The organism is Oceanicola granulosus HTCC2516 (assembly GCF_000153305.1).
GTDB lineage: Bacteria > Pseudomonadota > Alphaproteobacteria > Rhodobacterales > Rhodobacteraceae > Oceanicola > Oceanicola granulosus.
On record NZ_CH724107.1, the window covers coordinates 2,014,803 to 2,026,811 of the forward strand.

At 69.8% G+C, this 12,009-nt stretch carries 11 protein-coding genes, 1 tRNA gene and 1 pseudogene; 10 read left to right on the plus strand and 3 right to left on the minus strand.

Translation table 11 applies throughout. The features are described 5' to 3' along the window. Window positions 1–59: 59 nt before the first annotated feature. Window positions 60–239 (plus strand): annotated as a pseudogene (locus OG2516_RS20740) (omega-aminotransferase AptA); the annotation flags it as partial. 119 nt (window positions 240–358) lie between these two features. Here OG2516_RS20740 and OG2516_RS09735 read toward each other — a convergent pair. Next, a complete protein-coding gene (locus tag OG2516_RS09735; protein ID WP_245544284.1) occupies window positions 359–2,554 on the minus strand; it encodes a lytic transglycosylase domain-containing protein in 2,196 nt (731 codons plus the stop codon). A gap of 185 nt (window positions 2,555–2,739) precedes the next feature. On the opposite strand from OG2516_RS09735, the gene dapA reads away from it, so the two are divergent. From dapA to OG2516_RS09755, 6 genes are all read left to right on the plus strand, one after another. Next, the gene (gene dapA, locus OG2516_RS09740; protein WP_007255494.1) at window positions 2,740–3,612 is read left to right on the plus strand and encodes a 4-hydroxy-tetrahydrodipicolinate synthase; all 873 of its coding nucleotides are present in this window, start codon (window positions 2,740–2,742) and stop codon (window positions 3,610–3,612) included. A 110-nt stretch (window positions 3,613–3,722) separates the two neighbouring features. Continuing rightward, entirely contained in the window at window positions 3,723–4,457 is a 735-nt protein-coding gene (locus OG2516_RS19945) for a hypothetical protein (protein ID WP_156799309.1), read from the plus strand. Window positions 4,458–4,540: 83 nt separating this feature from the next. Beyond that, window positions 4,541–4,984: a hypothetical protein gene (locus OG2516_RS19950; RefSeq protein WP_156799310.1), complete on the plus strand. Its 444-nt coding sequence runs from the start codon at window positions 4,541–4,543 to the stop codon at window positions 4,982–4,984. Between the two features lie 30 nt (window positions 4,985–5,014). After that, window positions 5,015–6,268 carry a DNA polymerase IV gene (locus OG2516_RS09745; RefSeq protein ID WP_040615069.1) on the plus strand — a complete coding sequence of 418 codons (1,254 nt, stop codon included), beginning with the start codon at window positions 5,015–5,017 and terminating at the stop codon, window positions 6,266–6,268. Beyond that, on the plus strand, window positions 6,265–7,089 hold the full coding sequence (locus OG2516_RS09750) for a glycosyltransferase (protein ID WP_007255496.1): 825 nt from the start codon (window positions 6,265–6,267) through the stop codon (window positions 7,087–7,089). Before OG2516_RS09745 ends, OG2516_RS09750 begins: the two co-directional genes overlap by 4 nt. Then, on the plus strand, window positions 7,086–7,937 hold the full coding sequence (locus tag OG2516_RS09755; protein WP_007255497.1) for an NAD-dependent epimerase/dehydratase family protein: 852 nt from the start codon (window positions 7,086–7,088) through the stop codon (window positions 7,935–7,937). The genes OG2516_RS09750 and OG2516_RS09755 overlap by 4 nt, the downstream gene beginning before the upstream one ends. Before the next feature lie 17 nt (window positions 7,938–7,954). On the opposite strand, the gene OG2516_RS09760 is transcribed toward OG2516_RS09755, so the two are convergent. After that, window positions 7,955–8,818: an N-formylglutamate amidohydrolase gene (locus OG2516_RS09760; RefSeq protein WP_007255498.1), complete on the minus strand. Its 864-nt coding sequence runs from the start codon at window positions 8,816–8,818 to the stop codon at window positions 7,955–7,957. A 151-nt stretch (window positions 8,819–8,969) separates the two neighbouring features. Between OG2516_RS09760 and OG2516_RS09765 the strand changes: the two genes are divergently transcribed. The 3 genes from OG2516_RS09765 (at window position 8,970) to OG2516_RS09775 (ending at window position 10,663) form a co-directional block, all read left to right on the plus strand. After that, window positions 8,970–9,044, plus strand: a tRNA-Val gene (locus OG2516_RS09765). A 77-nt stretch (window positions 9,045–9,121) separates the two neighbouring features. Then, the gene (gene ykgO, locus OG2516_RS09770; protein ID WP_007255499.1) at window positions 9,122–9,247 is read left to right on the plus strand and encodes a type B 50S ribosomal protein L36; all 126 of its coding nucleotides are present in this window, start codon (window positions 9,122–9,124) and stop codon (window positions 9,245–9,247) included. A gap of 153 nt (window positions 9,248–9,400) precedes the next feature. Then, entirely contained in the window at window positions 9,401–10,663 is a 1,263-nt protein-coding gene (locus OG2516_RS09775) for a hypothetical protein (protein WP_007255500.1), read from the plus strand. 66 nt (window positions 10,664–10,729) lie between these two features. Here the strand turns inward: OG2516_RS09775 and OG2516_RS09780 are convergent, their stop codons facing one another. Beyond that, entirely contained in the window at window positions 10,730–11,932 is a 1,203-nt protein-coding gene (locus tag OG2516_RS09780; RefSeq protein ID WP_007255501.1) for a hydantoinase/carbamoylase family amidase, read from the minus strand. Between the last annotated feature and the right edge of the window lie 77 nt (window positions 11,933–12,009).

Consider the following 12,009-nt stretch of genomic DNA (forward strand, 5'->3'; position numbering starts at 1 on the left):
CCAACGGCACGATCCCGATGGGCGCGGTGAGGGTGAGCGAGAAGATCTCCGACAGCGCGATGGAGAACGCCGACGCGCCCATCGAGCTGTTCCACGGCTACACCTACTCCGCCCACCCGATCGCCACCGCCGCCGCGCTGGCGACGCTGGAGACCTACCGCGAGGACCAGCTCTTCGAGCGCGCCGACGCCCTCGCGCCGGTCCGGGAGGACCCGCTGCACGGGCTCAAGGGGCTGCCCCACCTCAAGGACCTGCGCAACCTCGGCCTTGTCGCCGCCATCGAGCTCGAGAGCCGCGAGGGCGCCGTCGGCTTCAGCCCGGCCCTGCCTGCGTGCGGGGCGCGCGCCCTGCCCCGGCCTCAGCCGTTGGTGCCGGCGGCGGCGGGGCGCAGGGCGGGGCGGATCACCGCCGGCGTCGCCGGGCCGGTGATCGCGGGGGCGCGGGCCTCCTCGAGGGTCGCGAGGCCCTCGGGGCGCGCGGGCGGCGCGACGGAGGTCAGCGGCGCGAGGTCGGTCACCCCTTCGAGGCGTTCCACCGCGGCGCCGGGATCGGCCGTCGAGACGGAGACCGCCGTCGAGAGGCTGCCGTCGGGACGGGCCTGCGGGCGGACCACCGGGATCGAGCCGTTGAGCAGGTCGAGGAAGCCGATCTGCTGGCCCTCCTCCACCTCACCCGCCAGCCGCGCGCGGTAGACCGGGATCGATTCCGTCACGCGCATCACGTAGTTGCGGGTCTCGGTGAAGGGGATGTGCTCGATCCAGTCGACCACGTCGATCTCGCCCAGCCGCGGGTCGCCGCGCTCGCCCATCCACTTGGCGGGGCGCGAGGGGCCGGCGTTGTAGCCCGCCGAGATCATCACCGGCGACTTGCCGAACCGGTCGGTCAGGTGCGCGAGGTAGGCGCTGCCGAGGGTGGCGTTGTACTCCCAGTCGCGGGTCAGGCGGTTGCGGTCGAACGGCAGGTCGAGCCAGCCGGCCACCTCGCGCGCGGTGCCCGGCATCAGCTGCATCAGCCCGAGCGCGCCGACGGAGCTGCCGGCATCGACGCGGAACTCGCTCTCGCGCCGGGCGATGGCGTGGGCCAGCGCCGACTCGACGGGCAGCTCCATCCCGCTCATCGGGTGGACCGGGAAGTAGGCGGCGGGCACGACGATCTGCTGCCCCGCCGCGGCCTTGCCGAGCAGGACCTCGAAGTAGGGCTCGTCCTCCTCCGCGAGCCACGCGCCGATGGCGCCGATCTCGTCGCGGGTCAGGGTGCGGCCCATCTCGGCGAAGAACAGCACTGCGAGGCCGCGCTCGCCGCCCTTCAGCAGCGCCATGCCGGCGGCGACGAGATCGTTGTCGTCGAGGCCGAGCTCCTCGAAGCTCGGGAAGGTCTCGGTCCCCGCGAGGGTCGGGTCGAGCGGCAGCCCGGCGCGGTCGGCGGCGAGCAGGCCGTAGAAGCTGGTCTGGTGCTGGCCGCCCTCGGCGAAGGCCGCCATCGCGGCCTCGTCGTCGCCGAGCGCCTCGTGGGCGCGGCCGATCCAGTACCAGGCGCGGCCCTGGCTGATCGGGGTCCAGGTGGCGTCCTCGAGGTTCTGGAAGTGGGCCAGCGCCTCGGCAGGGCGGTCGAGCTTGGTCAGCGCGATATAGCCCGCGAGCCACTCGAGGTCGCTGTAGGCGCTGCCCTCGGTGAGGAAGTGGTTGGCGGCGAGCTCGTAGGCCAGCTCGGCGTCGCCCTCGCGCATCACCCAGCGCGCCAGCTCCTGGCGCCAGCCGGACCAGCGGAAGGGCTCGCCCAGCGCCTCGGCGGAGGTGGAGCGGGCGGCGAGATGCTCGACGGCGTCGGCGCGGCGGCCGCGGTCGGCGAGCCAGTTGTAGCGGTCGTAGATCAGGCCCGGCGTGTCGGCGACGCTGGCGGGGACGCTGCGGTAGCGCGACTCGGCGTCGGTGTTGTCGCGGATCAGCGCGGCGCGGGCGCGCACCAGCGCCTCGGTGTCGTCGTCGAGCAGCGGCAGCAGGCGCAGCGCGTCGTTCACGCGCCAGCGCCAGAGCAGCATGTCGGCGCGGCCGGCGTGGTGCTCGGCGAGCAGGTCGCCGTAGGCGCCGCGCAGGGCGGACTCGCCGCTCTCGTCGAGCGTCATCGTCAGCCAGGCCTCGACGACCAGCGCCTCGGCCTCGTCGTCCCGGCCCAGCGCCTCGAGCGCGCGGGCATGGGCGAGCGCGCCCTCGCCGGTCTGCATCTCGCGGCCGTCGAAGAAGGCGATGACCTCTTCCGGGTCCATGCGGCCGGCGAGGCTCTCCTCGAAGCGGGCCTGGATGCGGTCGGTGCCGGGCCAGTGCTCGCGGGCGTCGAGGAAGGCCTTGTACTCGCCGAAGCTGCCGGCGCCGGCGCGCAGGCGCATCCAGTCCACGAGGTCTTCGCCGAGCGCGCCCCCGGGGGCGGCGAGGCTCTCCGCCGCCTGCCACTCACCGCGTTCCGCGGCGGCGAAGGCCGCGTTCATGTCCGGCACCCGCTCCTGGGCAGTGACGGTCAGGGGCGCGAGCAGGAAGGCGAGAAAAGCCATACGATGCATGAGATGTATCCGGTCAGCTACCATGGTGGCGGACACTCCCGGAAAGCGTGATTCCGTTCAACTCACAAACTTGGCAAAGTGCCGGAACCGGACTAGGGTCCGCGCGTTTCCGCCGATGGGTCCGTCCGCGACCCGCAATTCCCCGCCACTTCAGCCAGCCGAGCCAGTCCCGAAGGAGCCGCCACATGTTCAGAGGGTCCATTCCCGCCCTTGTCACCCCGTTCTCCGACGGTGCGGTGGACTTCGGCGTGCTCAAAGCCCTCGTCGACTGGCATGTGGAGCAGGGCAGCCACGGGATCGTCCCTGTCGGCACCACCGGCGAGAGCCCCACCCTCACCCACGACGAGCACGACGCGGTCGTGGCCTGCGTCGTCGAGCAGGCGGCGGGGCGGATCCCGGTGATCGCGGGGGCGGGCTCCAACAACACCGCCGAGACGGTGCGGCTGATCGAGGCCGCCAAGGCCGCCGGCGCCGACGCCGCGCTGGTGGTGACGCCCTACTACAACAAGCCGACCCAGCGCGGCCTGATCGCCCATTACACCGCCGCCGCCGAGTGCGGGCTGCCGATCATCATCTACAACATCCCCGGCCGCTCCGTCGTCGACATGAGCCCCGAGACGATGGGCGAGCTGGCGCGCCACGAGATGATCGCCGGGGTCAAGGACGCGACGGGCGACCTGTCGCGCGTGCCCAAGACCCGGATCACTTGCGGGACCGACTTCATCCAGCTCTCCGGCGAGGACGCCACGGCGCTCGGCTTCAACGCCCACGGCGGCGTCGGCTGCATCTCGGTCACCGCCAACGTCGCCCCCCGCCTCTGCGCCGAGTTCCAGGAGGCCACCCTCGCGGGCGACTACGCCACCGCGCTGGAGCTGACCGACCGCCTGATGCCGCTCCACATCGCCATCTTCCTCGAGCCCGGCGTGGTGGGGGCGAAGTACGGCCTGTCGCTGCTGGGCCACTGCGCCGACACGGTCCGCTCGCCGCTCACCGAGGCCACGGACGGGACGAAGGAGGCCATCCGGGCGGCGATGGTACATGCGGGGTTGTTGAATTAGGGGCAACGGCAGGGCATATCGTTCCAGTTACATTGGGAAGACACCCGTCAAGCTCCGTCACCTTTACCGGAAGTCCCAGCCCGGGTAGCATCGCCGTTGGAGGCGACGAAGTGACTAAGTCCAGAACCTACACGTTCAGAATCGAGAACTTCACACCCGAGAGCATGCCTTTCGGGCGCCTCGTTGAGTATTATCGCGAAGTAAAAAGGATGCTGGGAGGAGCCGACAATCTTCATCTCGTCGAAGTAGCCCAGGGCAGTCATGCCAGTGCATTTCGACTGGACCAGGACTGCGAGTTTGACTTTGAGGAGCACATCTCTGCACTAAACGCCGGGACGGCACCACATGCAGCGATGCGGGCGCGGGAAACAATAGACGCCATGTTACGCGAAGATGCAACTAGTGGCAGCTTCTGCGATCCGACAGGTGAAAATGTTGTCCCCTTCCCCGGGAAGTTCAGCGCAGTTAGCAATCAGCTCCGAGTGCGTGGAGCTGCGAACTTTGTAGGAGAACTTTATCACATTGCGGGAACGGGAGATAACGCGAAGGTACGGATAAACACTGGTGCTTACGGCGTTGTCTTCTGTGTCACCAGCAAGGACATAGCTAAGTCTCTCCGCGAGTTTCTGTTCGAGAAGGTGAAGGTGAGCGGACGTGGAATGTGGACAAAAGCGAGTTCTGGCAGGTGGGAAATAGATGATTTTGTCATCACGGATTTCGCCCCGGTAAAGAGCGAGAACCTCCGGACCAGTGTGAATAGGTTGCGAAGTATGGATATAACTTGGCCTGATGACCCCGTAGGAGAAGTAGATCGGCTGGAAGAGCGTGACGGTACGATAAATTGATCGTCGCATTCGATAACACTTTTTTATCACTCGTCTTGAGCCCGGGCTCTAGGCCTAGGTCCAATCCTGCAACGGGATCCCCTGTGGACCACTGCAAGGAACGCGTTGAAGCGCTCGTCGATTCATTGAGCAAGAGAGGCGACACGGTGGTAATACCAACGCCGTGTTTTTCGGAATTACTCTGCGCAGTTCCTGATCTTGAAAAGGCAGTTTCGGAGCTGAACACGTCCACAGCCTTTGATCTTGCACCATTCGATGAGCGCTGCGCAGTTGATCTTGCAGAAGTTGTTCGAAGTGCAAAGCGAGCCGGCGACAAGCGAGGAGGTGTCGCCGCTTCCTGGAACGAGATCAAGTTCGATCGACAGATTGCAGTTACTGCTAAGGTCAACGGAGCCGAGATTTTCTATACCGATGACGATAACCAAGCTACCTTCGCACGACAAATGGGCCTGCAAGTCGTACACACTTGGGAGTTAGATCTGCCGCCAGAATTTGCCCAGGTCGGGATGTTTGACGACGAGCTTTAACGCCCCCCACCCCCTGCTACACTCGCCCCCATGCAAGCGCTCTGCCGTGACTGTCTCCATGCCTTCGACGGCCCCGGCCGGTGTCCGGTTTGCCGGTCGCCGCGGGTCGTGGCGCATCCGGAGCTGTTCTCGCTGTCCATCGCGCACATGGATTGCGACGCGTTCTTCGCGAGTGTCGAGAAGCGGGACAATCCGGAGCTGGAGGGCAAGCCCGTCATCATCGGCGGGGGCCGGCGGGGGGTGGTGTCGACGGCGTGCTACGTGGCGCGGATCAGGGGGGTGCGCTCGGCGATGCCGATGTTCCAGGCGCTCAAGCTGTGCCCCGACGCGATCGTCGTGAAGCCGCGCTTCGAGGCCTACGTGGAGGCGTCGCGGGCGATCCGGGCGATGATGGACGAGCTGACGCCGGTGGTGGAGCCGCTGTCGCTCGACGAGGCGTTCATGGACCTCACCGGCACCGCGCGGCTGCACCACGCGCCGCCCGCGGTGATGCTGGCGCGGCTGACCAGGCGGATGAAGGACGAGCTGGGGCTGACCGGCTCGATCGGGCTGTCGCACAACAAGTTCCTCGCCAAGGTCGCCTCCGACCTCGACAAGCCGCGCGGCTTCTCGGTGATCGGCGCGGCGGATACGGTGGAGTTCCTGCGGCCGCGCCCCGTCAGGCTGATCTGGGGGATCGGGCCGGCGGCGCAGGAGAGCCTCGAGGCGGCGGGCATCCGGACCTTCAACGACCTGCACCGCTGGGACCGCGAGGCGCTGGCGCAGCGGTTCGGCGGCATGGGCGAGCGGCTCTGGCACCTGGCGCGCGGACAGGACCACCGGCGGGTCAGCGCGCACGCGCCGGTGAAGGGGCTGAGCAACGAGACGACGTTTCACGAGGACACGGCCGACCCGGAGATCCTCGACGGGCACATCTGGCGCATGGCCGAGAAGGTGTCGTCGCGCGCCAAGGCCAAGGAGATCGCGGGGCGGGTGGTGACGCTGAAGCTGAAGCGGGCGAACCACAAGCTGCTGAGCCGCCGCCTCAGCCTCGGCCAGCCGACGCAGCTCGCCGACACCATCTACCGCACCGCGCGCGGCCTGTTCGACGGGGTGGGCGAGCGCGGACCCTACCGGCTGCTCGGGGTCGGGATCAGCGAGCTGGTCCCGGCGGAGCGGGCCGATCTCGAGGGCGACCTGCTCGACCCCGACGCCACCCGCCGCGCCAGCGCCGAGCGCGCCGCCGACGCCATCCGGCAGCGGTTCGGCCACGACGCGATCCTGAAAGGACGAGCCCTGAGATGATCCGTTCCCGCCCCGCCAGGGGCCGCCACGCCTACGTCACCCTCGTCACAGGCGACGGCTACGCCATCGGCGCGGAGGCGCTGGTGCGCTCGCTGGCGATGTCGGGCACCGAGGCCGATATCGCGGTGCTGCACACCGCCGGTGTCTCGGGCGAGTGGCTCGAGCGGCTGGCCCGGCTCGGGGCGCGGCTGTGCGAGGTGGACCTGCTCGAGACGTCGGACGCCTTCAACCGCGCCCACGCCCGCGACGCGCTGCACGCCGCCGCGCCGTTCACCAAGGGCACCAAGCCGCCGCTGCACACCCCGCTCGACAACTTCGCCAAGCTGCGGCTGTGGCAGCTCGACTACGAGGCGGTGGTGTTCATCGACGCCGACGCGCTGGTGCTGCGCAATTGCGACCGGCTGTTCGCCTACCCCGAGTTCTGCGCCGCGCCGAACGTGTACGAGAGCGTCGCCGACTTCCACCGGCTCAATTCGGGCGTGTTCACGGCGCGGCCGTCGGAGGCGACGTTCGAGGTGATGATGGCGCGGCTGGATGTGCCGGGGGTGTTCTGGCGGCGGACGGACCAGACGTTCCTGCAGGAGTTCTTCCCCGGCTGGCATGGGCTGCCGGTGATCTACAACGTGCTGCAGTACGTGTGGTTCAACATGCCCGCCCTGTGGAACTGGGAGACGATCCGGATCCTGCACTACCAGTACGAGAAGCCGTGGCAGGCCGACCACCCGCGCGCCGCCGAGCTCGCGCCGCTGATCGCGCTGTGGCGGGGCGTGGCGGAGGGCCGGCCGCTGCCCGACCTGGGCGCCCTGCCCGGCCCCGCATGAGGCTCGCGGTCACCGGGGCGAGCGGGCTCGTCGGGCGGTTCGTCGTGGCCGAGGCCCTGGCGCGGGGCGACGCGGTGACGGTGCTCGGGCGCGCGCCCGTCGCGGGGGCCGACTGGCTGGAGTACGACCTGCGCGCGCCGCCGCCGTCGCTGGAGGGGATCGACGCGCTGGTCCATTGCGCCTTCCTGCACGTGCCGGGCCGCTACCGCGGCGGCGAGGGAGACGATCCCGATGGGTTCCGCCGGGCCAATGTCGAGGGCACCGCGGCGCTCTTCGAGGCGGCGCGGAAGGCGGGCGTGGAGGCGGCCGTGTTCCTGTCGTCGCGGGCGGTCTACGGGCCGGTGGCGGGGCCGCTGACGGAGACGGCGGAATGCCGGCCGGACACGCTCTACGGCGAAGTTAAGCTGGCCGGGGAGCAGGCGCTCGCGGCGAGCGGGCTGCGCGGGGCGAGCCTGCGGGCGACGGGGGTCTACGGCGCGCCGGGGCCGGGGCTGGCGCACAAGTGGGAGGACCTGTTCGCGGCGTTCGCGCGGGGCGAGGAGATCGCGCCGCGGATCGGCACCGAGGTCCACGGGCGCGACCTCGCGGCGGCGGTCCGGCTGGCGCTGGAGCGGCCGGGGGCGGCAGAGGTGCTCAACGTGTCGGACCTGTTGCTCGACCGGGCGGAGCTGCTGGCGCTGTGGGCGGAGGTGAGCGGCGTGGCGGGCCGGGTGCCGGCGGCGTCGGAGCGGGCGGGGTACGGCGAGATGGACACCGGCCGGCTCCGGGCGCGGGGGTGGCGGCCGGGAGGGCGTGGGCTGTTGCGGGAGACGTTGGAGATGTGGGCGGCGTCGGGGGAGCCGGGCTGAAGCCCGGCCTACGGGCCTTATTCGGCGGCCATGGGGAGGGCGTGGCGGCGGCCGATGGCGGTGATCTGGGCGATGACGCATTCCAGCGCGGCGCAGACCTCGGGGAAGTCGGGGCGGGGCTCGACGGTGCGTTCGTTCATGTAGAGCGAGCGATCGATCTCCACCTGAATCGCGTGCTGGCGGCGCGAGGGGCGGCCGTAATGCTGGGTCACGTAGGCGCCGGCAAAGGGCATGTTGCGCGCGACGCGGAAGCCGACGGAGGTGAAGGCGGCCTCGACCTGGTCGACGACGGAGGCCGCGGCGGAAGCGCCGAAGCGGTCGCCGAGCACCACGTCGGGGCGCGGCGCACCGGCGGGGCCGACATTGTCGAGCGCCTCGTGCGGCATCGAGTGGCAATCGATCAGGATCGCCTCGCCGAACTGCCCGTGGCTCTGCTCGAGCAGCCCCCGCAGCGCGCCGTGGTAGGGCCGCCAGTAGTGCGACAGCCGGTGGTGCGCCTCGCTGAGCGGGATCTTGCCGCGGTAGATCGCCCGGCCGTTCGCGACGACGCGGGGAATCACCCCGAGCCCGCTGGCGATGCGCGGATTGTGCGCGACGCGGCGCACGCCCTCGATCAGCGCCGGGTCGAGCTCCTCGGCGGCGCGGTTGAGGTCGACGAAGGCGCGGGGCGCGCCGGCGGTGAGCAGCGGCGCCCCGTAGCCGGGGGCCGCGCCGAACAGCTGATCGACGAAGGCATCCTCGGAGGATCGTATCTCGCGCTCGTCCAGGATGACGCTCCGCAGGAACTGCGCCGGGTAGGCGCGGCCCGAGTGGGGCGACGCGAAGACGACCGACGTGGTGCGGATATCGGGACGGTCGAGATGATACGCGGACTTGGACATCGACGCTCCTTTAGGGCCGGAAGATAGACCGGAATCTTTGTCTTCCAAAAGCCCTTGATCTCGTTCCCGACTCCCTTTAGAGACCGCTCACCTGACGCGGTTATGCCCGCGTCCTGTTTGTTTATGGGACGTGGGGAGCCGAAGACGGCAAGGGTGATTAGCTCAGCGGTAGAGCACTTCGTTGACATCGAAGGGGTCACTGGTTCGATCCCAGTATCGCCCACCAGACATTCACCGCGCCTGCCGCAGGCGCCGACGGCAACCCAGGCGCATCGCCGCGCCGCGACTACGAGGTAGAGACCTATGAAGGTTCGCAACTCCCTCCGCTCGCTCAAGCAGCGCCACCGCGATTGCCGCGTCGTGCGCCGCAAGGGCCGGGTCTACGTGATCAACAAGACCCAGCGGAAGTTCAAGGCGCGCCAGGGCTGACGCCCGCCGCCTGACCGGAAGACAAACGGGCTGCCCTTGGGCGGCCCGTTTCGTTTTCGTCGCGCGGCCATGAGCATTTCGTAGCCAAAACGGCCGCTTGCCCCTACGCTACCTGTCGTAAACACGATTCAACGACAACAGGGGTCCATTTTCATGAACAAGACGACGTTCTTCCTCGGGGCGACGGCAGCCTGCGCCTTCGCCCTTCCCGCCGCGGCGCAGGATCTTTGCGGCGGTGCCGTTTCGTCCGGCGCCTGGATCGGCGGCGACGAGGCCAATTCCGACATTTCCACCGCCGGCTCCCACAGCGATCAGCTCGCGCTCGTGCTGCTGGGCAACGCCCATGTTTCGCTGTTCACCGTCTCGAGCCCGACCGACGTGCGGCTCGAAGCCCAGGGCCAGGGCAGCGGCGACCCGCTCATCGAGCTTCTCGACGGCAACGGCAGCGTCGTCGGCGGGGACGACGACGGCGGCGGCGGCACGTCCTCGCTGATGACGCAGACGCTCCAGCCGGGGCAGTATTGCCTGCTCACCAACAGCTACGATACCATGGCGCCGCTCACCGCCACGGTGCGGATCGGGCGGACGGAGCACGAGGCGCTGACCGAGGTCGGCCAGAGCGGAGGCGACAGGGGCGGCGAGGGCAGCGACGGCGGCGGCGACATGCCGCCGGTGGAGATGGACGATTGCGGCGGCCTCTGGGAGCTCGCCGACGGTCCGATCGACGGCCAGCTCGGCGGCGGCGGCATCACCATGACCGAGACGATCAACCAGGTGCCGGGCTACAGCTTCCAGCTCGCCTCCGACGCGATGATCACGATCACCGCCGAGAACGAGGCCGCCGACCCGGTGCTCACCATCACCGACAGCACCGGCGGCTTCATCGCCGAGAACGACGATTTCGACGGGCTCAACAGCCGCATCGACTTCACGACGCCGCTCGCCGCCGGGAACTACTGCATCAAGCTCGACGCGCTCTCCGACGGCAACGTGCCGGTGACCGTCTCGGTGACGGAGTACGACCCCGCCGCCGCCGCCGCCGCGATGTACGACCGGGGCGAGACCGCGCCGCCGATGGACGGCAGCTACCCGATCACCGACATCGGCACGATCGACGGCCGCGTGGTGGAGATGGTGCAGATCGACGGCGACGACGCGAAGTGGTTCTCGGTGTCGGTCGACGCGGCGGGCCTGCTGCTGATCGAGGCGATCGGCGGCAACATGGGCGACCCAGTGCTGCGCCTGTTCGACGATGTGGGCCGCGAGATCGGCTACAACGACGATTTCGGCATGGGCCTCGACAGCCAGGTGGCCGCGCGGGTGCAGCCCGGCACGTTCCTGCTCGCGGTGATGGACATCTCCGGCTCCAGCCCGCAGCTGCGGGTGGTGATGGAGCGTTTCGTCAGCGCGCGCTGACGTCTCGCCGACGGACTTCGGGAGCGGCCGCCCTTCGGGGCGGCCGTTCTGCGTTCAGGCGATCGCTCAGCGGTTCAGCCCCGCCACGGCGCGGGCCATGACCTCGAGCCCGGTGGCGAGGTCGGCCTCGGCGGTGTCCTCGGCGAAGTCGTGGCTGATGCCGCCGATGGAGGGCACGAACAGCATCGCGACGGGCATCTTCTCGGCGACGTTGGTGGCGTCGTGGAGCGCGCCCGACGGCATGGTGCGCCACTGGCCCGGGACGCTCGCCTCGGCGGCGGTCTCGAGCGCGGCGCGCAGGCCCGGGTCCATCGCGACCGGGTCGAGGCCGAGCATCGGGCCGGTCTCGAGGGTGAGGCCGTGGCTCTCGGCCGTTTCGGCGAGGGCGGCGCGCACGGTGCGCTCCATCTCGTCGAGCCGGCCGACGTCGGCGTCGCGCCATTGCAGCGAGAAGGTGGCGCGGCCGGGGACGATGGAGGCGGCGTTGGGATGCAGGTCGACCTGGCCGATGGTCCAGACGGTGTCGGGGGTGACGAGTCCGGCGAAGCGCTCGGCCAGCCGTTCGGTCAGCGCGGCGAGGCCGCGGAAGGCATCGCGGCGCAGGTGCATGGGCGTGGTGCCGGCGTGGTTCTGCTGGCCGGTGAAGGTGGCACGCATGTCGCGGATGCCGACGATGTGGCTGACGACGCCGATCTTGCCGCCGCCGCTGTCGAGCACCGGGCCCTGCTCGATGTGCATCTCGATGTAGCCGGTGAAGCGGTCGTGCGGCACCCAGTCGTCCGCGAGGTCGGCCATGCGGGCGCGGGAGGCGGCGAGGGTGGTGCCGTCGGGCGCGGTGAGGGCGTCGGCCTCGGCGAGGCGCTGGTTGCCCGACCAGACGGAGCTGCCGGTGGTGACGCCGAAGCGGCCCTCCTCGTCCTGGAAGGCGACGACGGAGAGATCGGTGCGCCCCGCCTCGCGCGCGGCGCGGACCACCTCGAGCGCGGCGACGACGCCGAGCGCGCCGTCGAGCCAGCCGCCTTCGGGCTGGCTGTCGCTGTGCGAGCCGAGCAGCAGGCCGGGGGCGTCGCCGAGGCCGAAGAGGTTGCCCATCGGGTCGAAGCGGACGTCGAGCCCGATCTCGGCCATGCGCCCGGCGAGCCAGCGGCGGGCGGCGATGTCGGGGTCGCTGTAGGCGGGGCGGGAGACGCCCTTGCCGACGCCGGCGGCCCCGAAGCCGCGCAGGGCGTGGAGATCGGCGAGGAACCGTTGCGGGTTGGCGTTGGTCATGGTCCGTCTCCCGGTGATGCTGCGGCCGCGCGGATCAAGTCAGAACGCTGCCGCCGCCGTCAGCGCCGCAGATGTCA

Coding starts and splice junctions, on each gene's coding strand:
- OG2516_RS09750 (WP_007255496.1), top strand. CDS start 6,265: ATGATCCGTTCCCGCCCCGCCAGGGGCCGCCACGCCTACGTCACCCTC.
- OG2516_RS09775 (WP_007255500.1), top strand. CDS start 9,401: ATGAACAAGACGACGTTCTTCCTCGGGGCGACGGCAGCCTGCGCCTTC.
- ykgO (WP_007255499.1), top strand. CDS start 9,122: ATGAAGGTTCGCAACTCCCTCCGCTCGCTCAAGCAGCGCCACCGCGAT.
- OG2516_RS09745 (WP_040615069.1), top strand. CDS start 5,015: ATGCAAGCGCTCTGCCGTGACTGTCTCCATGCCTTCGACGGCCCCGGC.
- OG2516_RS09780 (WP_007255501.1), bottom strand. CDS start 11,932: ATGACCAACGCCAACCCGCAACGGTTCCTCGCCGATCTCCACGCCCTG.
- OG2516_RS09755 (WP_007255497.1), top strand. CDS start 7,086: ATGAGGCTCGCGGTCACCGGGGCGAGCGGGCTCGTCGGGCGGTTCGTC.
- dapA (WP_007255494.1), top strand. CDS start 2,740: ATGTTCAGAGGGTCCATTCCCGCCCTTGTCACCCCGTTCTCCGACGGT.
- OG2516_RS09760 (WP_007255498.1), bottom strand. CDS start 8,818: ATGTCCAAGTCCGCGTATCATCTCGACCGTCCCGATATCCGCACCACG.
- OG2516_RS09735 (WP_245544284.1), bottom strand. CDS start 2,554: ATGCATCGTATGGCTTTTCTCGCCTTCCTGCTCGCGCCCCTGACCGTC.